The sequence below is a fragment of the Streptomyces sp. NPDC004752 genome (assembly GCF_053601275.1).
On the sequence record NZ_JBSGBN010000046.1, the window covers coordinates 46,050 to 65,057 of the forward strand.

Annotated in this window: 19 protein-coding genes and 1 pseudogene; 9 read left to right on the top strand and 11 right to left on the bottom strand. The window is 67.3% G+C overall.

What is annotated here, in order from left to right; all coding sequences use genetic code 11:
* Nucleotides 1-19 precede the first annotated feature (19 nt).
* From ACWEKM_RS20520 to ACWEKM_RS20545, 6 genes and pseudogenes are all read right to left on the bottom strand, one after another.
* On the bottom strand, nucleotides 20-1,276 hold the full coding sequence (locus ACWEKM_RS20520) for a hypothetical protein (RefSeq protein ID WP_451622633.1): 1,257 nt from the start codon (nucleotides 1,274-1,276) through the stop codon (nucleotides 20-22).
* Nucleotides 1,273-1,863, bottom strand: coding sequence for an RraA family protein (locus tag ACWEKM_RS20525; RefSeq protein ID WP_451622614.1), 591 nt, complete (start codon nucleotides 1,861-1,863; stop codon nucleotides 1,273-1,275). The genes ACWEKM_RS20520 and ACWEKM_RS20525 overlap by 4 nt, the downstream gene beginning before the upstream one ends.
* 39 nt (nucleotides 1,864-1,902) lie before the next feature.
* A complete protein-coding gene (locus ACWEKM_RS20530; protein WP_451622632.1) occupies nucleotides 1,903-2,463 on the bottom strand; it encodes an amidohydrolase family protein in 561 nt (186 codons plus the stop codon).
* Nucleotides 2,417-2,848, bottom strand: a pseudogene (locus ACWEKM_RS20535) (amidohydrolase family protein); the annotation flags it as partial. The gene ACWEKM_RS20530 and the pseudogene ACWEKM_RS20535, both read right to left, overlap by 47 nt.
* 31 nt (nucleotides 2,849-2,879) lie before the next feature.
* Entirely contained in the window at nucleotides 2,880-4,493 is a 1,614-nt protein-coding gene (locus ACWEKM_RS20540; protein WP_451622615.1) for a gamma-glutamyltransferase family protein, read from the bottom strand.
* Entirely contained in the window at nucleotides 4,490-5,173 is a 684-nt protein-coding gene (locus ACWEKM_RS20545; RefSeq protein WP_451622616.1) for an HAD family hydrolase, read from the bottom strand. The genes ACWEKM_RS20540 and ACWEKM_RS20545 overlap by 4 nt, the downstream gene beginning before the upstream one ends.
* Before the next feature lie 115 nt (nucleotides 5,174-5,288).
* Here ACWEKM_RS20545 and ACWEKM_RS20550 point away from each other — a divergent pair, with 115 nt between their 5' ends.
* The 7 genes from ACWEKM_RS20550 (at nucleotide 5,289) to ACWEKM_RS20580 (ending at nucleotide 12,719) form a co-directional block, all read left to right on the top strand.
* Nucleotides 5,289-6,389, top strand: coding sequence for an aminotransferase-like domain-containing protein (locus ACWEKM_RS20550; protein WP_451622617.1), 1,101 nt, complete (start codon nucleotides 5,289-5,291; stop codon nucleotides 6,387-6,389).
* A gap of 345 nt (nucleotides 6,390-6,734) precedes the next feature.
* Nucleotides 6,735-7,499 carry an HpcH/HpaI aldolase family protein gene (locus ACWEKM_RS20555; protein WP_451622618.1) on the top strand — a complete coding sequence of 255 codons (765 nt, stop codon included), beginning with the start codon at nucleotides 6,735-6,737 and terminating at the stop codon, nucleotides 7,497-7,499.
* Between the two features lie 132 nt (nucleotides 7,500-7,631).
* A complete protein-coding gene (locus ACWEKM_RS20560) occupies nucleotides 7,632-8,492 on the top strand; it encodes a carbohydrate ABC transporter permease (protein ID WP_451622619.1) in 861 nt (286 codons plus the stop codon).
* Nucleotides 8,489-9,403, top strand: coding sequence for a carbohydrate ABC transporter permease (locus ACWEKM_RS20565; protein ID WP_451622620.1), 915 nt, complete (start codon nucleotides 8,489-8,491; stop codon nucleotides 9,401-9,403). Before ACWEKM_RS20560 ends, ACWEKM_RS20565 begins: the two co-directional genes overlap by 4 nt.
* A gap of 36 nt (nucleotides 9,404-9,439) precedes the next feature.
* A complete protein-coding gene (locus ACWEKM_RS20570) occupies nucleotides 9,440-10,723 on the top strand; it encodes an ABC transporter substrate-binding protein (RefSeq protein WP_451622621.1) in 1,284 nt (427 codons plus the stop codon).
* The gene (locus ACWEKM_RS20575; protein ID WP_451622622.1) at nucleotides 10,716-11,783 is read left to right on the top strand and encodes an ABC transporter ATP-binding protein; all 1,068 of its coding nucleotides are present in this window, start codon (nucleotides 10,716-10,718) and stop codon (nucleotides 11,781-11,783) included. Before ACWEKM_RS20570 ends, ACWEKM_RS20575 begins: the two co-directional genes overlap by 8 nt.
* A 75-nt stretch (nucleotides 11,784-11,858) precedes the next feature.
* Nucleotides 11,859-12,719: a phytanoyl-CoA dioxygenase family protein gene (locus ACWEKM_RS20580; RefSeq protein WP_451622623.1), complete on the top strand. Its 861-nt coding sequence runs from the start codon at nucleotides 11,859-11,861 to the stop codon at nucleotides 12,717-12,719.
* A 79-nt stretch (nucleotides 12,720-12,798) separates the two neighbouring features.
* On the opposite strand, the gene ACWEKM_RS20585 is transcribed toward ACWEKM_RS20580, so the two are convergent.
* On the bottom strand, nucleotides 12,799-13,407 hold the full coding sequence (locus tag ACWEKM_RS20585) for a MurR/RpiR family transcriptional regulator (RefSeq protein ID WP_451622624.1): 609 nt from the start codon (nucleotides 13,405-13,407) through the stop codon (nucleotides 12,799-12,801).
* A gap of 111 nt (nucleotides 13,408-13,518) precedes the next feature.
* On the bottom strand, nucleotides 13,519-14,208 hold the full coding sequence (locus ACWEKM_RS20590; RefSeq protein WP_451622625.1) for an HAD hydrolase-like protein: 690 nt from the start codon (nucleotides 14,206-14,208) through the stop codon (nucleotides 13,519-13,521).
* Nucleotides 14,209-14,533: 325 nt separating this feature from the next.
* Here ACWEKM_RS20590 and ACWEKM_RS20595 point away from each other — a divergent pair, with 325 nt between their 5' ends.
* Both ACWEKM_RS20595 and ACWEKM_RS20600 read left to right on the top strand, forming a co-directional pair.
* Nucleotides 14,534-14,671: a hypothetical protein gene (locus ACWEKM_RS20595; RefSeq protein ID WP_451622626.1), complete on the top strand. Its 138-nt coding sequence runs from the start codon at nucleotides 14,534-14,536 to the stop codon at nucleotides 14,669-14,671.
* Between the two features lie 9 nt (nucleotides 14,672-14,680).
* Nucleotides 14,681-15,709: an amidohydrolase family protein gene (locus tag ACWEKM_RS20600; protein ID WP_451622627.1), complete on the top strand. Its 1,029-nt coding sequence runs from the start codon at nucleotides 14,681-14,683 to the stop codon at nucleotides 15,707-15,709.
* Between the two features lie 10 nt (nucleotides 15,710-15,719).
* Here the strand turns inward: ACWEKM_RS20600 and ACWEKM_RS20605 are convergent, their stop codons facing one another.
* From ACWEKM_RS20605 to ACWEKM_RS20615, 3 genes are all read right to left on the bottom strand, one after another.
* Complete coding sequence (locus tag ACWEKM_RS20605; protein WP_451622628.1) at nucleotides 15,720-16,973, bottom strand: alpha/beta hydrolase; 1,254 nt, start codon at nucleotides 16,971-16,973, stop codon at nucleotides 15,720-15,722.
* A gap of 321 nt (nucleotides 16,974-17,294) precedes the next feature.
* Nucleotides 17,295-18,131: an SGNH/GDSL hydrolase family protein gene (locus ACWEKM_RS20610; protein WP_451622629.1), complete on the bottom strand. Its 837-nt coding sequence runs from the start codon at nucleotides 18,129-18,131 to the stop codon at nucleotides 17,295-17,297.
* A 266-nt stretch (nucleotides 18,132-18,397) separates the two neighbouring features.
* Complete coding sequence (locus tag ACWEKM_RS20615; protein WP_451622630.1) at nucleotides 18,398-18,862, bottom strand: hypothetical protein; 465 nt, start codon at nucleotides 18,860-18,862, stop codon at nucleotides 18,398-18,400.
* Nucleotides 18,863-19,008: the final 146 nt, after the last annotated feature.

Sequence of the window (19,008 nt, forward strand, 5' to 3'; positions counted from 1 at the left end):
TGACGGCGGCGCTCCGGTCTCAGTGGAAGCGGGGCAGGTAGCCCTCGAAGTCGATCGGCGCGTCGGTGTTGGGCTCGCGGTACGGCAGCGGCTTGGGGTCCAGCAGCGCAACCAACGAGTCCTTGATCGCGTACGCGAACAGGTGGTTGCCGCGCGGGCTGTAGTGCCCGCCGCGGACTCGGTACAGGCCGAGGTAGTCGGTGTAGGACAGGCCCTTCGGCGCCATCCGCTCGTACTCCAGCCGATGCACCTCGTTCATGTCGAAGTAGTCGAAGCCTCCGCCCGCCAGGTGGTCCACGATCAGCTGGTCGGTGCGCTCACCGTCGCCGATCGGGGTCCCCAGCTCCCGGGCCGGGCCGCCGACACCGATACGCGCGGTGAAGTTGAGCGCGACCAGCAGTTTCTTGCCGTTGGCAACGGCATATGCGCGGGCCAGGTCGAGGATGTGGTTGGTCGCCCGTTGGCCGTACACATGCAGCAGCCGGCTGGCCTGCTCCCGCGGGTCCGTCGCGCCGTGGAAGTCGAAGCCGAGGCAGCCGGCCAGCGCATCGGCCTTCTCACGGTCGAACTCGGTGGTCAGGCCGGCGCCGTACGCGTACAACTGCACCGCGAGGTCGTCACCCAGATGTTCCCACAGCCAGTCCGGATCACACAGCGAGTACACCGACTCCGGTGTGGTCAGCAAGCTCTCGTGCTCGGTGAACCGGCCGGTGGACAGGTCCAGTTCGATGTGCGCCCACGGGTTTCCGTGGAACTGGAGGTTGCGCTGCGACAGGTCGGCGAACCACGGGTAGCGCTGCAACCAGCGGGCTCGCATCAGGCTGCGGACCGGGTCATCACCCCAGACGTAGAGGATCACATACTCCGCGCCGTGCCCGGCGCTCTCCTGTCGGACCATCCGCCGGTACGCCTGGTAGACGCCGTACCCGCCGACGCCATAGTTGCCGATCGGCTCGCCCAGATGCCCGGCCAGGTACTCCTGCCAGGTCTCGCCGTCGCTCACCTGGTTGCCCTCGGTGAAGCTGTCGCCGTAGGTGTTGATCCGCGGCGCCCGGTCCGTGTACAGGAACGCCGACCGCGCGCCGGTCGGGCCGAACGTCTCGATCGTCCGGCTGTCGTCGATCCCCCACGGCACCAGCGAGTTCTGCGACACATAGCCCAGTTCAGGGTCGAACGCCGCCCACCCCGGACCGGTCAGGAAGCCATCGATCACCTCACGCGACGCCGCGCCGTTGCGGACGTACTGCTCCCAGGTCACCGCAGGTTTTTCCATCATCGCTGACCCTTGGTGGCCTGGGCGATGAGGTCGGCGTCTTCCTGCTGACGTCGACGAGCCGCGAGGAGGACCTGTTCTTCCCGGTCGCGGGGGACTACGACGACTCCGTCGGTGTCGGCCACCACCAGGTCGCCCGGGTTGACGACGACGCCCGCGCACTGGATCTGGCCGCCGACATCGCCGTCCCATCCCTTGTTCGGCCCGGCGGCGCAGATGCCGCGCGCGTAGACGGTGAAGCCGCGCTCGCGGATCGCGTCGACGTCGCGGACCGCGCCGTCGACGACCAGGCCGATCAGACCGGCCCGGATGGCCTCCATGGTGCGGACCTCGCCCCAGACGGCCCGGTCCACGAAGCCGCCGGCGTCGACGACGAGGACGCTGCCGGCCGGTGCCGTCTCGATGGCGCGCAGCAGGGTGTTGTTCTCGCCCGGCATGCTGCGGGCGGTCCATGCGCGTCCCAGCAGTGTGCCGCCGACGACCGGCCGGATGGCCGCGTGCATGGCCTGGAATCGGTTGAGGCAGTCGCAGACGGTGCTGCTGGCCAGCCCTTGCCAGCGGTCGAGGTGGTCGGCGTGGGGTGTAGTCATGGGAACTCCCTATGAAAGGTCGGGCTATGAAGGGTCGGGTTATGAAGGGTCGGGTGCGTCGGAGGGTTCGAAGCGTTTGAAGAGGTGTCGCGCGTTGCGGTGCCGGATCAGGTCGCGGTCGTCGTCGGACAGCAGACGAGTGTGCGCGATGCGCCGAGCGGACTCGGTGATCTGGGGTTGGGGAGTGAACGGCCAGTCGGTCCCGTACAGCAGTCGGCTCGGCTCCACCAGCCGCAGCAACGAGGCCAGTTGCGTGTCGAATGGGAACCCCGCCAGGTCGTAGTGGAGTCGGCGCAGGACGGCCGGCACGTCGACGGCGTCGGCACCGCGCCGCTCGGCTGCCAGCTGGCCGAGCGTGTGGATCCGGTCGGCGAGTGAGGGGAGCGCGCCACCGCCGTGGGGGAGGATGATGCGCAGCCGCGGATACCTGTCCAGCGCACCGGTCAGCAGCAGACCGGTGACCGCCCGGGTGGTCTCGAAGGGAAACTCGATCAGGCTGCGTGGCTGTCCGAACGCGGTCTGCTCCCAGCACGGTGGCGATGAGGAAGACCACGGCGCCCCGGCGGTCGAGCTCGTCGAGGACCGGACGGAACCTCGGATCGAAGAGGTACATCCCGTGGTAGTTGCTCAGCAGGACCACGCCGTCAGCGCCGAGTTGGTCGAGTGCGTAGGCGATCTCGTCCAGCGCGCTGTCCACGTCGGGCAGCGGCAGGGAGGCGAAGAACCCGAACCGGTCCGGGTGCCGGGCGGCCGGCGTCGCCCCGTCCTCGTTGACGCCACGAGCGAGCACCGTCGCCGCGCGGTCGTCGCCGAAGTGGACGCCCGGCGATGAGATGGACAGGACGGCGAGTTCGACACCGAGTTCGTCCATCGTGTCGAGGGCCTGGCCGACAGACCACTTCGGCCATGCGGCCAGGCCGGGCGTACCGAGGTGTTGGTACGCCGTCCGGTACCGCTTCGGCAGGAAGTGTGCGTGAACGTCGATGCCGTCGTGTCGGTTCGCTGGGGGCTCTTGTTCACCAGGCGAATGCGAAGCCGTCGCGTCGTGGGTCGGCTCCGCCCCACATGGTGGAGGTGTCCGGGTCGAAGGCCACGCCGTGTCCGCCGCCGACCACGCGGCTCCAGGCGCCCAGGTCGTGCACCTGGTGTCCGCGGCCACGGAGCCGGGCCAGGGTTTCCGTGCTGATCCTGCTCTCGGTGCCCAGGAGGGTGCCGTGCCCGACCCGGATCCGAGGCGCCTCGATCGCCTCCTGGATGCCCATGCCATGGTCGACCACGTTGATGATCATCTGGGGTGTGGTCTGCAGGATGCCGTACGATCCGGGGGTGCCGACGGCCAGGAACGGCCGGCCGTCCGACCAGATCTGTGAGGGAGCGAGGCAGACCTCCACTCTCTTGCCGGGGCCGATCGCGTTGGGACTCGCGGGATCGGTGTCGAACCAGGAGGCGAAGCTGTTCAGCAGCAGTCCGGTGGTGCCGGCCACCACGCCTGATCCGAAGGCGCCTCCCAAAGTCTGGGTGCAGGACACCACATAGCCCTGTGCGTCGGCGGTCACGAAGTGCGTCGTGTTCTCTTTCGCCGGGCCGGCGAACACGGCCCGGGTCCACTCCAGCGCCGGGTTGTACTCATGACGCTCCCCCGGGAACGCGGTTGCCCGCCGCAGGTCCAGCCGTTCTGTCGCCGCCGCGATATGTGCGTCGGACAGCAGGTCGTCGTAGGGGGGCGACGGATCCATCACGTGGGCTTTTCGTTCCTCGATCGCCACCTTGAAGACCTCGGACAGCAGATGCAGGTATGCGTCGCTGTCCGGCGCCATCTCGGAGAGCGGGAACTCGCCGAGCATGCGCAGGCTCACGAGATACTCCAGCGCGGCGCTCGGCGTGGGCGGGCAGTAGACCGTCAGCCCGCGATACGTGCTGGAGATCGCGTCCTGCCAGCGGGGCGCGAAGCCGGCCAGGTCCGGCGCCGCCAGCAGGCCGCCGTGGTCGGCGCAGTACTGGACGATCTCCTCGGCGACGGGTCCCTGGTAGAGCGCTTCGGCACCGGCTTCGGCGATGAGCCGCAGGGTGTCGGCGGCGTTCTTCTGGACCAGGGGTTCGCCCGGGCGCGGGACTCGTCCGTTGGGGAGGAAGATCTCCCTGCTGGTCGCGGCGAGTTCGAGGCGGGGACGGGCCGCCGCGAGGTAGTGGTGGAGGTAGTGGGAGACCGGGAAGCCTTGCTCGGCGTAGCCGATGGCCGGCGCCAGTACCGTCGCGAGGTCCATGGTCCCGTAACGCTCCAGGGCCGCGGACCAGCCTGCGGCCGCGCCGGGAACCATCGCCGAGAGAATCCCGACGTCCTTGCTGCCGGGGGTGGTGAACCGGTCGGGGTGTGCGGCGTCCGGTGCCGGTCCGACGAAGTCGAGGACCGCGGGTGCCGGCTCGTGCGGTGCCCGGATGAGCATGTAGCCGACGCCGGCGGGTCCGCTGCTGCACGGCTCGACCACGCTCAGTGCAGCGGCGACGGCCACCGCCGCGTCGACGGCGTTTCCGCCTGCCCACAGCATCCGCATGCCGGCCTGGGTAGCGAGTTGGTGGGCCGAGGTGACAACGCCGTTGCGCCCGCCGACCGCGGGGCGGTGGGCGGTCATCGGGTGGCCGTCGCGGTCTCGATCCCGGCGAGGGAGTCGAGGAGGTGGGTGTGCGGTGCGGTCTCCAGTGCGGCCCGGGTGTGGGCTCCGGTGGTGACACCGGCGACGATGCCGGCTCCCGAGCGCCAGCCTGCGAGCAGGTCGCTGCGGGTGTCGCCGACGACCGCGACGGCGTGCATGTCGGTGACCTGTAGCCGGAGTGCCGCGGTGAGGATCATGTCGGGGAACGGCCGGCCGCGGCCGGCGTCGCTGGGGCTGAGTGTGAGATCGACGCTGTCCCGCCAGCCCAGTGCGTCGACGAGGGTTTCGCGGGTGCGTGCCGCGAAGCCCGTGATGAGTGCGATCCGTACGCCCGCTGCCCGAAGCCGCACGAACAGGTCCTCGACGCCGGGAAACGCCTTGATGCCGACCTTGGCGACGAATTCCTCGTAACGCCGCTCGAACGCCTCGTTGGCCGACCGTGCCCGCTCCTCGGGCAGCACATCGCGGAAGGCGTCCAGTTTGCTGCGGCCGCGGTTGCCGTCGAACGAGGCCAGGGCGGCCTGGAGTTCGGGGCCGTCGGGAAGTCCCGTGTCCAGCAGCGCGGCGCGGAACGCCTCGATGACCAGGCCGTCATCGCTGAACGCGGTACCGGCCATGTCACAGACCAGCAACTCCCAGTCCGGCGGTGCAACGTGCATGGTGCTTCCCTTCGATCGGTGGAACGCGATGAGGGAACGATAATCCATCATTCACCCTCGATGTGGCAATGAGGTTGCTTGTGCGGCTAGCCTGCCCGGGTCGAGAGGAGACTCCATGCAACGCGACATCGTCGCCGACTTCACCCGATCCATACCGCCGGCCCCGCCCGAGGTGGGCGACGCACTGATCAACACCCTCGGGGCCATCGCCGCCGACCCCGGCGCCCGGATGCTGCTCCACGAGAGCAAGCCCGGCGGCGGGCCGGAAGACCGCCTCGCGGCGACACGATGGATGGCGCGGCGGATGCCCGCGCCGGATCCTCACCGGTTGCTGTTGACCAACGGAACGCAGAGTTCGCTCCTGCTGGTCCTGCGGCATCTGGCCGCCCCGGGGGATGTCGTACTGGCCGAAGGACTCACCTACGGGTCCATCGGCACCCTGGCCGAGCGCGCCAGGGTGCACCTGCACCCCGTCGATCTTGACGACGACGGCATGGTGCCCGAGTCGTTGGCCGCGGCGTGCCGGAAGTTCAAACCCCGGCTGATCTACTGCAATCCCGGCTACCACAACCCGACCACGACAACGATGAGCCTGGAACGACGGCATCAGATCGTCGCCGTCGCACGCCGATACGGGGTGCCGGTGTTCGAGGACGATGTGCTCGGCGCCCTGCACCCGGACACGCCGCCGCCGATCGCGACCCTGGCCCCGGAGCTGACCTGGTACTCAATGGGGCTGACCAAGTCGCTCACTCAGGGACTCCGGGTCGGATACCTCCTCGGCCCCGACGGGCCTGCCGCCGAGGCCATGACGCGGCCCCTCGCGCGGCTGTCGTACTGGGTGGCGAATCCGCTGTCCGCCGAGGTGGTCCGCCGCTGGATCAATGGCGGCCAGGCCACCGCCATCGCCGCCGCCATCCACCGGGAGTCGGCCGCACGACAGCGACTCGCCGCGCAACTGCTGCACGGGCTGCACTACGACACCCAGGACGCGGCCATGCATCTGTGGCTGCGCGTGCCGACTGGGCACACCTCACACAGCTACGCCGCGGCCGCCGCGGAACGCGGTGTGCTGGTCAGACCGGCCGAGATGTTCGCCGTCGACAGCCACCCGGTGCCACCCCGGGTGCGGCTGTCACTGAGCACTCCGCTCGACCGGGCGCAGGTCCGACGGGGACTGGAAATCATCTCCGCCCTGTCACCACATGAACGATAGGCAAACATCGTTCGGCGCCCGTAGCGCACGCAACGCTGTTGCCATACGGTCATCCCCGAAGGGAAAATCACTCCCTGACCGGGGTCCTGGGCCCCGGAATTCCGACTCGACCGGCCACCTCGGATATCGAGGAAGTCAGCACCCGCGACGGAACCTGCACGATGGTGTCGACCATCTTGAGTTGTTCGGCACCAGTCCTGACCGGCCTGGCGATCCCTCCTGTTGAGCGTATTCACGCTGACACCGAGGCCGCTCGCGCTCGCATATGACCGCGTGCGGCTGCGCCCCGTTCACCCATGACCTCCATTTTGACCGCGGCAGGGAAGCAGTATGAAGAAAAACACGATGAAGGAAAAGATCCTCCTCGGTGAAATGGTGTTCGGACTCGGGTTGGACACACCGGACCCGATGATGGTCGAGTACGCCGCCCTGGCCGGGCTGGACTTTGTGCGTTTCGACTGCGAACAGGGGCCCTACACACTGGAGAGCATCGAGCACGCGGTGCGTTCCGCCGAAGCCGCCGACATCGTCCCCACGGCAAGGATCTCTGAGCGCAAGCCCGACTTTGTCGTGCAGCTCCTCAACCGCGGTGTGAGCGGACTCACCTTCGCCCACACCCGAACGGCGAACGATGCGGCCGCTGCCGTACGTTCGGTGAAGTTCGCGCCGGAAGGCGACCGCACGCTCACCTCGCCGAGCGGGCATGGCATGCACGCCCGCTGGGCGCTCGGCCTGGACGCGCACGATGCCTTCGCGTTCGCGAATCGTGAGACGCTGGTCGTCTGCACGATCGAGGATCCGACCGGTCTGGCGAACATCGGAGAGATCGCCGCGGTTCCGGGTGTCGATGTCCTTACCTTCGGCCCCAACGACATCGCGGCGACCCTGGGACACACCGGCGACACGATGCACCCTGAAGTCCGGAAGGCCGTTCGCGAAGGCATCGAGCAAGCCACCGCCGCAGGCAAGGCGGTGGGGATCTCCGTCGGTTCCCGCAGTGCCGAGTGGGCCGCCGACTACGTCGAGGCCGGCGCCACAGTCCTGCAGTTCCTCCCGGCTCCGCTCATGATCGATGCTGTCGCCCGGGCGCGCGCCGATCTCGGCGTCTGACCACAAGAAAAACGGTTCCGTCGCATGGAACCGGTTCCACACCGCAAGGGCGGCCATATGACTCTGTCTCTCCATCAACCAGCGGGTGGTGCACCTGCGGGCACATCGCGGACCGCATCCTTCCGGAAGCGCGTGAGCGCATATGTGCTGTGCGGTCCGTTCCTGCTGTTCCTGGGGGTGTTCTCGGTACTTCCGGCAGCATCGACGCTGGTGCTGTCCCTGCTCGACTGGCCGCTGGCCGGCGGCAACGCCCGGTTCACCGGCCTCGACTCCTTCCGACGGGTGCTGGGCAGTGAGGAACTGCGCCAAGCTCTTGTCAATACTCTGCTGTATTCGCTCTTCACCGTGCCGGCCGTCACGGTACTCGGCCTTCTGATCGCCCTCACCATTCACAGTGTGCGGCGTGGAAAAGTCTTCTGGCGGACGGTGTACTTTCTGCCGTTCGCCAGCACCCTCGCGGCGATGAGCATCGTCTGGAAATGGATGTTCTACCCGGAACGAGGGCTGATCGACTCCACCGTGGGCCAGTTGTTCGGAGTGACGAACTGGTTGAGCGACAGTTCGCTCGCCCTCCCGGCGGTTGCTCTCGTGGGAGTGTGGCACCAACTCGGATACGCGGTCGTGCTGTTTCTTTCGGGGCTGGCCAACGTGCCCACCGCGCATCTGGAGGCGGCCCGTCTCGACGGCGCGAACGCCTGGCACCGGTTCTGGCACGTCCAGTGGCCCGCTCTCGGGCCGACCACGGTGTTCGCCGTCGTCATCAGCACCATCAGCGCGCTGCGCGTCTACGACACCGTGGCGCTGATGACCGAGGGCGGACCCATCGGCAGTACCTCGACCCTGAGCTACGAACTCTACCGGCGAGGGGTTTTCTACCAGGACATCAGCGGAGGGGCCGTGATCAGCATCGTGCTGCTGGCCACCGTCATGCTGGTGACGCTGGTGCAGATGCGGTCATTCGGCCGACGACTCAGCGAGGCGGGCGCCCGATGACCACCGGCACAGAATCGCACCATGCCACCGGCGTTCTGTCGCCGGGCCGAGCAGAGCCCCCGGACGCATCCGGCCGTGGCTGGGGAAGCGTCCTGCGGCGGGCCGTCGCCAGCGACATACCCCGGCACATACTGCTGGCCTTGGGCGCCGTCGTCATGCTCGCGCCGTTCGCCTGGATGGTGTTCAGCTCTTTCAAACCGGACGACGAAATCTACGGCAGCAACCTCCTGCCGCAGCATCCGACCTTCGACGCCTATCAGCGCGTCTTCGACACGGTGCCGATGGGACGGTTCTTCCTCAACAGCGTGGCCGTGACCGGGCTGATCTTCCTCGGTCAGGTGCTTCTCGCCGTTCCGGCCGCCTACGCGCTGGCGTGCATGCGGTTTCGCGGCAGCAAGTTGGCGCTCGGGTTGGTTCTGTTCGCCACCATGCTGCCGATGCAGGTCGTCGCCGTACCCTTGTATCTGCTGTTCGCCAAGGCGGGCCTCCTGGACAATCGCCTCTCGCTGATTTCACCTTTTCTGGCCAGCGCCTTCGGCGTGTTCCTGCTCCGCCAGTTCTTTCTGGGAATCCCGCAGAACGTACTGGATGCCGCGCGGCTCGATGGCGCAAGTAACTGGACAACGGTGTGGCGCATCGTCCTGCCGATGGCCCGGCCGGCGCTCACCGCATTCGCGGTCTTCAGTATCGTCTCCCACTGGAACGACTACTTCTGGCCGAGCCTGGTCCTGTCGAGTGACGATGCGGCGACGGTGCCCTACGGTATTTCGGCATTCGCCAACTCGGAAAGCAATGACTTTGCCGCCCAGATGGCCGCCGCCACGCTGGCCGTGCTTCCGCTCGTGGTGGGATTCCTGCTCGCCCAGCGTCATTTCGTTCGCGGTCTCGTACTGTCGAACACCCCGGACTGAATATCCCCTTCATTCTTATTTTCGAGGAGCAGAACCATGCGTTGGAGAATCACCGCGGCACTGGCATCCGTTGGCCTCCTGGCCGGAGTGACTTCCTGCGGCACATCGGACACCAAGGACGGCGCTGTCAGCGTCTATTACACGCAGGCCAGTCTCTACGCTGATCCGTTGAAAACTGCCATCAAGCCGCTGGAGAAAGAGAAGAACGCCCCTCGGGTGAACCTTGTCCTCGCGGGCAAGAACTACAACGACGTCCAGCAGCGGATCATCCGCGAGGCAGGCACCGGTCGCCTGCCGGATGTGGCGCTGGTCGGGCTGAACAATCTGCGCGGACTGGTCGACCTGGGCATCGCCCAGCCGCTGGACACCGCGATCGCCAAGGGCAGTCTGAACACCAAGGACATCGACCCGAAGTTCCTGAAGCTCACCCAGTACAACGGAAAGCAATACGGGATTCCTTACGGCGTCGCGACGCGGATCCTCTACGCCAACGCGGACATGTTCAAGGACGCCGGGCTGGACCCGACGCATCTGCCAACCACATGGAGTGAGCTGCGCAAGGACGCTGCGAAGCTGGCGGATCCGGCCAAGCACAAGTACGGCATCGTGATGGACTGGAACGGCGGCAGCAACATCGACTTCCAGCAGCAACTGGCAAGTGCCGGCGGCGCGATGCTCAACTCCGGTGAAACCGGCGCCGCGTTCAACAGCGCCCAGGGCAAAGCGGTGGTCAACTACTGGCGCGGTCTGGTCAAGGACAAGACCATGCCGTTGCTCGCCCGTACGTCGGACACCAGCCCCAACGTCCAGGCGTTCATCAACGGCGACGCCGGCATGCTGATCCAGTCCAACGGAAACCTCGGCAACATCAACAAGAGCGCGAAGTTCACCGTCGCCACCGGACCGGTCCCCATCGAGGACGGCGGCACACGCAGCGCACCCGCGTCAGGCGCGGCGATCGTCCTGCTCACCAAGGACGCCAAACGCCAGGCGGCGGCCCTCAAGGCCATTCAGCAACTGGTCAGTCCCACGGCGAGTACGGCACTGACCCTCGCGGCCGGCTACCTGCCCGTCAACTCCGCCGCCCTGAAGAGCCCGGAGTTGAAGAAGTACTTCAGTGAGAAGCCCAACCGGCGGACGCCGCTGGACGCCATCCCCTACCTGAACCAGTGGCAGACCTACCCCGGCGGTCACGACGTCGAGGCCAACGACGCGATCGAGAAGAGCCTCCTCCAGGCTCTGGGCGGCAGCGAGTCCCCTGAGAAGGCGCTCACCGAGTCGCAGAACGCGGTCGACGAGATCCTGAAGAACCATGGCTGAGGGAATCGACTGCGTCGACGTGAGCAAGACGTTCGGGCCGGCGGACCAGGCCCTGCGTCAAGTGACCGTGTCGTGCCAGGCCGGCGAAACACTGACCCTGGTCGGGCCCAGCGGCTGCGGCAAGACCACCCTGCTCCGCTGCATCGCCGGGCTGGACAATCCCACCGGCGGGACGATCCGGATCAACGGCCGTGACATGACGTATGCCGACCCCCAGCGTCGGAGCACGGCCATGGTCTTCCAGAACTACGCCCTGTACCCGGCCAAGACGGTCGCCGCGAACATCGAGTTCCCGCTGGTCATGGGCAAGATGCCGCGAGGCGAGCGCACGGGGCGGGTCGCCGAGATCGCGCGGCTGCTGCGGTTGACCTCGCATCTGGGGAAGAAACCGGCCCAGCTGTCCGGTGGACAGAAGCAGCGCGTCGGCATCGGGCGGGCGCTGGTCCGCCAGCCGTCCGTGCTGCTGATGGACGAGCCGCTGTCGAACCTCGACGCCGCGCTGCGGGTCGATATGCGCACCGAATTGCACGAGCTGTTCCAGAAGCTGGGCGCCACGGTCGTCTACGTCACCCACGACCAGACCGAGGCGCTCACACTTGGCGACCAGGTAGCCGTCCTGAACGAGGGACGGCTGCAGCAACAGGCCACTCCACGCGAGGTCTACTCCCGCCCGGCGAACAGGTTCACCGCTTCGTTCCTCGGAGCCATGAACCTTCTCGACGGCATCGTCCAGGGCGGGTACTTCCGAACGTCCGACGGGTCGCCGATCGTCGAACTCCGGGCGCCGAAGGCCGCCGCGACGGCGTGTATCGGCATCCGGCCCGAGGACCTTCGAGCGGCCGACACCTCGGCGGACCGCCCCCACGTCACGCTCACCGGCCGGGTCAGGCTCCTCGAACTGCTCGGCAGCGAGGAACTCGCCCACATCACTCTCGCCGGTGGCCACAAGCTCAAGGCCCGGGTGCCGGTGGGCACCGTCACCGCCGACACCGTGCGCCTCTGCGTCGATGTCGCACGTCTGCATCTCTTCGACGCCGACGGCATACGCATCGACGCATAGGCGGTGTGACACCGAGGAAACGCGCCTTCCGCCGCATTCCGTCCATCCCCCACCACAAGAAAGGGAACAACCAAGATGCCAAAGCTCCTCACGGACGCACAAGTTCACCAGTATGAGCGAGACGGCTACGTTCATCCGCTGCGAGCATTCTCCGCTGACGAGGCACAGGGCGTCTTGGAACACATGGACGCGCTTGAGCGGCGGGAGCCGGATCTGTGGTCACGTGCCAAGTACAAGCCGCATCTGCTGATGAAGTGGCTCAACGATTTCATGCGGACGCCGACGGTTCTTGACGCGGTCGAAGACGTTCTCGGGCCGAATGTGCTCGCGTGGGGCACAGCTCATTTCGACAAGAAGCCGCACGACCCGAAGTTCGTCAACTGGCACCAGGACGCGACCTACTGGGGTCTTTCCGAGCCGAGCGTCCTCACCGCCTGGGTCGCGCTGACGCCGAGCAGGCGCACCAACGGCTGCCTGCGCGTCATCCCGGGGAGTCACCAACAGGGCCAGGTTCCGCACCACGACACCTTCGACAAGGACAGCGTCCTGAGCCGAGGCCAGGAGGTCGAGGTCGACGTCGACGAGAATGACGCAGTCGACCTGGAACTCAACCCGGGTGAGTTTTCGCTGCACCATACGATGCTGGTCCATGGATCGGAGGCGAACACCTCTGACATCAGGCGATGCGGCATCGCGATTCGCTTCATCGCCACACGAGTACGGCCCATTGACGGCTTCAAGGACAGCGCGACGCTGGTGCGAGGCGTGGACGAATACGGCCACTTTGCCCCGGACGTGGTTCCGGCGTACGACATGGACCCGGCCGCCGTCGCCTTCTACCACGACATGCGAGAGGAAAGGGAACGTCGCAAGGAATCCATCATCAGTCGCACCGCGACCCAAGAGGGCACCGGTACAGACGCGAACCCTTCCTAGCAGGCGGTCGCACTCTCCCGGCCCCGGGGTTCTTCCGCTGACTCGCGGGCGCCCGCCTCACCGACGAAGAACAGGTCGGTCAGCGCGTGGTGCCCGTCCTCCTTCCAGGTGGGGACGACGGCTCCGCAGGGGCTATCAAGGCCCGCGCGGAATCGATACGGGCGTCGTCCTTGAGCATTCCGAGCCCGGCATAGATGCAGTCGAAGCCGACGAGCAGCGATTCGATCCGATCTGTCCGACTGCCCAACCAGCCGAGGCCGAGATGATCGGCGCCGGTGACAGCGATGGTCAGGTCCGCATTCTTACCCAATGACGAGGCAGCGAAGTTGGTGATCGCGATCGTCGTCGCGCCCATTTCTTTGGCTCGTTCGGCAAACGCAACGGTATCCGGAGTCTCACCCGTGTGACTGATGAGGATCACTGCGTCACCCGGACCCAGGCCGGCCAGGTGGTGGGCGACACCATCAGTAGGACCTTGCACCCAATAGCCAAGACCGGCCAGCCGTCGGGCGGCTTCCAGGGCGGGTCCGGCCGAGTATCCGCCCGCCAGTACCATGATCCGCTTCGCATTGTCGACGACTTCGACAGCCCGGTTCAGGAGGTGGGGGTCAAGCTCATTCAGGACGCGCTCACGCAGCCGATTGACCGTCAGAAAGAGATCGATCGCGGTGACAGACGTTGCTGGCATGATTTTCCTTTCGCGGAAAGTCGCGTGATATCGGAATCACCTTCAGCAGTCACCTTCAGCACAAGATGCGCGCGCTTCAGATGACCTGAGAGGGAGTTCGGGAACCGTGGCCTAAAGCTGCAGGAATTCGGGAAGCTGGGCGACGCTCTGCAGGAGGGTGTGGTGGGGTGCCGCTTGTAGCTGATCACTACTGTGGGCGCCGGTCAGGACACCGATGTTGACGGCGACTCCGGCGTTGTCGCCTGCCCAAAGGTCATTGGTGGTATCTCCGACGGCAACGGTCTCTCGGACTGAGCGTGTTCCGGTCCGTACGATGGCTTCGAAGATCATGTCGGGGTACGGGCGACCGCGGCTGGTGTCTTCGGCCGAGATCACGCAGTCAACAAGGTCGGTCCACTCAAGGGCCTCGATGATCTGAGGGCACTGTCGCCGCGTCAGACCAGTCGTGAAGGCGATGGTGACGCCGGCCTCGGCCAATGTTCGCAGCGCGTGCTCGGCGTGGGGAATGGGGGAGACCCGGCCCGCCTCGATGGCCTCGATCACGGCCCGGTCGAAGTAGCGATAGGCGCTGTCGACCTTGTCCTCGTCGTCACCGAGCAGTGCGGCGAACACATCGCGCTTCTTCAGACCGCCGCGTAGCGGTGCCAGCTTTTGCGGATCCACCCGGCTGGAGCCGACGTGCACCAGCGCCTCGTTGATCGCAGCTTCCACCGGATCGTCGATGGTGGTACCGACCAGGTCGGCTACCAGCAGCCGAGGGCGCACGTTGTCGGAGCTCCCGTGCAAATCTACGTCTGTCATCAAAACCTCATAACTTGGTCAGTGGGACTGAGATCGAGGAAGTGGGTTCACCGTCTGTGCGGGGACGGTGGCACCGGCGGGAAGAACATGGGTCGCACATGAGTCGACGGCCGCGAAGAGTGCCCGCGCTGCTGCGAAGCCCCGTGCGCAGGCGGGGAGGGCTGTCTGCCATCGCGCTTCCCTTCGCTGTCACATGAGGGACCATACCTCCCCCCAGACCATGACGGGAGGAGAATTCCTCGGGATCTCTGATTCTAGGGAGCATTCTTGCTTCGTTAACCGGGTAGACGCCACCGGGTCATCCGGTCTCCTTAGCGTCCCCGGCATGAGCGACGACTTCCTCGCCGTACGCCGCGGGAGCATGACCGTCGCCAAGGCACTCAGCGACCAGATGCCGGTGCTGAACGAACGTCCTACGTGGCGGCACCGCACACCGACCCGCCTGAGCTCGCACCACCGATGAGGTCACCCGATGAACGCGCGCCCCACCTCCCTGATCGACGTCCACGCCCACTTCCTCACACCTCGCTATATCGAGGCGGCCAAGGCAGCCGGGCATGTCCGTCCCGACGGCATGCCCGGCTGGCCCACCTGGGACGCCGGCCGCCACCTTGACCTCATGGACGAGTGGGGCATCGCCACCTCGCTGCTGTCGATCTCCTCACCCGGTACCCACTTCGGCGACGCCGCCGCGGCCCGTGCACTCAGCCGACACGTCAACGAGACCGGCGCCGAGCTGAAGCACCAACACCCCTCCCGTTTCGGGCACTTCGCCTCACTGCCGCTCCCGGACATCGACGCCGCACTCGATGAACTCGCCTACGCCATGGACCAGCTCGGCAGCGACGGCGTCACCCTCCAGACCAACGCCCACGGCAGCTACCTCGGCAACCCGCGCTTCGCACCACTGCTCGCCGAACTCGACCGCCGCCAAACGCCCACCTTCGTCCACCCCACCTCCCCGCCCACCTTCGAAACGGTGTCCCTGGGACGTCCCCGGTCCATGCTGGAGTTCATCTTCGACACCGCCCGCACCGTCAGCGACCTGGTCTTCAACGGACGCCTGCGGCAGTACCCCGACATTCCGTGGATCCTCACCCACGGCGCCGGCGCACTGCCGCTGCTCGCACCACGCATGGAAATGTTCCGCAGCGTCCTCCCGGCCGACGACACCCCCTCGCCCGGCAACCCCACTCACCCGAGTGTCCCCGAAGAGATAAGAGGCCTGTGGTTCGACATCGCGGGAACCCCCTTCCCGCACCAGGTCCCCGCGCTGACCTCCGCCTTCGGCACCGAACGAATCCTCTACGGCAGTGACCACTGCTTCACACCCCCGGCCGCCATCGCGGCGCAACTCGCCTCCATCGAGGCGGCACCCCAGCCGGAAGACGACACCTGGCGCACACTGACGACCCGCAACGCCTACCGCTTGTTCCCACGGGACGGCACAGCGTTCGGTCCTGGCTCACCTGCGGCGGTGACGGAGGGGGACATCGGCTGAGGAGGCCGGCCTATTCGGCCAGCGCATCGAACCAGCGCGCCACCTGCGGCGCCGACACCGCGAAGGACCCAAAATGGTCCACGTCGCCCTGGTTCACCACGGGAACATGTGCCTGGTGAGCAGCGAGCTGGAGTGCACAACTGCGCGCGTTCCCGATGGGCACGTCGGTGTCGGCCGCCCCCGCGTACAGCCGCACCGGCACGTCCGGTTTCCAGTCGCAGGTGTGATCGGCCGAGCGCATGGCGTCCAGCAGCGGGCCGGTCGGGTGTCGCAGGCGGTCGTAGAAGGCGGGTGTGAGCAACTGCTTCACCGAGGGGGCGAGGCCCTTGACCACGTCCTCCTCGTCGTGCCTTCCGTCGAAGAGTGACTCCACGTGGCTCGCGTACGGCGCACGGAAGACCTCGCCCGGGTCCTTGTAGAAGTGATGCAGCCGGTTCTGGGCGACCAGCCAGTACGAGATGTAGAGGACGCCGCTGATGTCGTTGACCCGGCCGTCGAACAGGGCCGGCACCTCCTGGCCTTCCAGGTCGTAAGGCCCGCTCACCGGGGCCAGCGCCTTCAGCCGGAAGCGCTGGTCCGCGCCCCCTTCCAGCGCCCGGCCGAGCGCCATCGCGACCTGGCCGCCCTGGGAGAAGCCGGTCGCGTAGACGTCACCGGTGAGCGGACGGCCGAGCCGGTCCGCGGCCGTGCGGACGGCGCGCAGCATGTCGACGGAGACGGCGACGGCGGAGCGGGTGTCCATGTACGGGTGCGGACCCGGCCCCTCACCGAGCCCCAGATAGTCGGGCGCGGCGACCGCACGCCCGGCCGAGGCGTTCAGATACGACGGCACCCGGCCGAAGTCGTCGCTCACGGAGGGCGCGTAGCTGCGGTTGACCATGGTGCCGTGGGTGTCGGAGACGAGGTCGAGCCGCTTGGCTCCGCCCTGGGGAAGGGTGAGGAGACCGGTCGCGGTCGTGGGCTTCCCGTAGGGATCCACGGTCCGATACGTCAGCCGGTACGCCCGTACGCCGTACCGCACCGGGTCGATCGCGATGTCCCGCTCGGCCAGGAACTCCCTGACCTGCCCGGCGTCACGGTCGGCGACCGGGGTGACGGAGACGAGGGTGCCGCGGTGGTCGTCGGTGTAATGCCGCTCCGTCGCCGTGGCGACCGGCGCGACGGCGACTCCGGCGAGGAGCAGGGCGGCCGCCGCTGCCCAGAGCTTCTTCCGGGTCCGCCAACTGGTCTGTGTTTCTTGGCACTTGCGTGTCTCATCGCTCATGTCGTGGACAGTACGGACTCACTGTTCGCATCGACATCCGGGATGCACCCGCATCCATGGTGTACTCGGGTCCACCCTGGATACGGGTCCACCCTGGATACGGGTGCGTCCCGCCCATCCGACCGACCGGGGAATCCCCGTTGCGTCACGCCGTTCGTGAATGCCTCGCCTCCCGCGAGAGCGGTCTTGCGGGAGTGGTGTCGCGGGAGGGCGGACGGAAGACGCCGGTGGCACGGCAGCCGGTGATTCGGCGCCGACAGCGGTGCCACCGGACTCACGCATGCGGTGGGGTGTCCGGAACAGCCGGACGGCCTGCCGCGGTCAGCCCGTGATCCCGTCCAGCAACTGCAGGTAACCGTCGTGGTGCCCGGCCTTGTTGGGGTGGTAGGACTCGTTGATCTTGTCCCACTCCAGGCTCGTCACCCAGACCGGGCCGGGGGAGCAGATCGTGTGCGGGTCGAACGCGGCGCGCGGGTCGAGGAAGGTGAACCCGGCCTTCGCGGCCTCGTTCGCCGTCACCGAGGCGAGGGTGTCGGCGGCCGAGTTGAGTGCCGTCCGCTCGCGGTCGCTCAGCCCGAGAATGCCGCAGTTGCCGCCGATCGTGTACAGCCGGGGGTAGCCCACCACCACGACCGTGGCGTTCGGCGCCTTCGCCCGGATCGCCGCGTACGTGTTCGCCAGAGCGCCCGGCAGACTGGTGGTGGCGACGGCCTTCGCGGCCTCCACCCCGTCGATGCAGTCCTGGTCGTCGAAGGTGAGGATGCAGTGCGTCAGCACGTCGACGAACCCGACGTCGTTACCGCCCACCTGCACCGTCACCAGGGTGGTGTCGGCGGTGAGTTGCGGCACCTGCTGGCTTGTCAGGTCCGCGGCGGTCGCCCCGGAGCACGACGCCTCCACGAATGAGTACGAGGGGTGCTGCGCGGCCCACAACCGGGAGTACGTGGACGGGCCACGACGGCACGGGTCGGAAGGGTTGTCGTATTCGCGGGTGCCGGGCGCGACGGCGTACGAGTCGCCGAGTGCCACATACTTGCCGGCGGCCGCCAGATCGCCGTCCGCGGCGTACGCACTCGGGGCGGCCGGGACCGCAAGGCAGAGGGCGGCCACCGCGAGGGTCAGCGCCGCGAGGCGTCTGTGGGCTCTTGACGAGCGCATGCTTCTACTCCTGGGGTGTGTGAGGGTGCTGGAAGACCTGCTGGAGCAGGCGGAGAGCCGGTGGTGCTGTGCGACCGGGAGCCGGATTCGGCAGTGCGCGGAACGGGGGTGCTCCCCAGGACGGCGGCCCTGGGGCGATGAGCCGTCCCTGCGGCTCATCGCCCCCGCCGGCCCAGGACTCCGATCGGTTGGAGTGTCCGATCGGTTGAAGTGTTCGAGGAGCGTCGGCCCTGAACTTCGGAGCGTCGGCCCTGAACTTCCCAGATTCAGCCCTGAACTTCCGCGATCATGGCGAGGGCTTTGGCCTCACTCTCGTCGTACCGGTCCGGGAACGCCGATCGCTGCACGCTCTGCGCCAGTTGGCCCGCCGTGAAGTCCGGATGGCCGGCATCGTTCGGGATGGCCTGGTCCAGGAACGCGTTGGTGGCGTGCACCGGGTCCATGCACTCTTCCGGGGTGCCCCAGCCCTGGCTCGGGCGCTGCTGGAAGACGCCGAGCGAGTCGCGGTCGCCACAGTTCAGATTGTTCATGTGGGACTCCACCCAGCCCGCTTCGAACGCGGCGAGCAGCACCTTGTCGGTGACACCGCGCGAGACCGCTATCTGGTACACGGTCTGGGTGATGCCCAGGTCACGGTCGGCCGGGACGGTGCAGTCGGCGTCCAGGAGTTCGGCGTTGGCGTGGTGGCGGGGTCCGTCGGCGGTGTCCGCGAAAGCGGCCGCGGCCGTCACGTTCCCCGCGAGCAGAACTCCCGCCGCGAGACCGATCGCCGCGCGCGTGAATGAGCTGTTGCCAGCAATGATCGGTGGCGCTCCGTGACCACATCATGCGGTGCGGCTCTTCTCGAAGTGGAATAGGGCCAGGGCCGCGGCGACGA